Below are 344 nucleotides of genomic sequence, written 5' to 3'. Positions count from 1 at the left end.
GTTCCAGATTGTTAAAGAGCAATATCTTAAACACGACTCGTTAAAGTCATCTTTAAGATATTCGGTGATAATGCCTTTCACTCATTATCGGGTGGCGTCCCCTAGGGGATTCGAACCCCTGTTACCGCCGTGAAAGGGCGGTGTCCTAGGCCTCTAGACGAAGGGGACACAAAAATTGCCAGCGACGCATGCGCCGCCATTTCTGTGTAAGGGCGAGATTTTTCCAGAAAAATCCAGCGCCATCGTGTCTTGTCACTGTCTTTGACAGTCACATCCCCCACGGCGCCTTAAGGAATCGTTCGCTGCCTTCTAGCAGGTTACCTTGCTCATTACTTTCATCAGAC

Annotated in this window: 1 tRNA gene; it reads right to left on the bottom strand. The window is 49.1% G+C overall.

Features of this window, described 5'->3' with window-relative positions:
• Positions 1-92: 92 nt before the first annotated feature.
• A tRNA-Glu gene (locus tag VSX58_RS22480) sits at positions 93-168 on the bottom strand.
• Positions 169-344 lie beyond the last annotated feature (176 nt).

It is taken from the genome of Brenneria populi, assembly GCF_036016195.1.
GTDB lineage: Bacteria > Pseudomonadota > Gammaproteobacteria > Enterobacterales > Enterobacteriaceae > Brenneria > Brenneria populi.
This window is presented reverse-complemented; position numbering and strand designations above follow the sequence as displayed.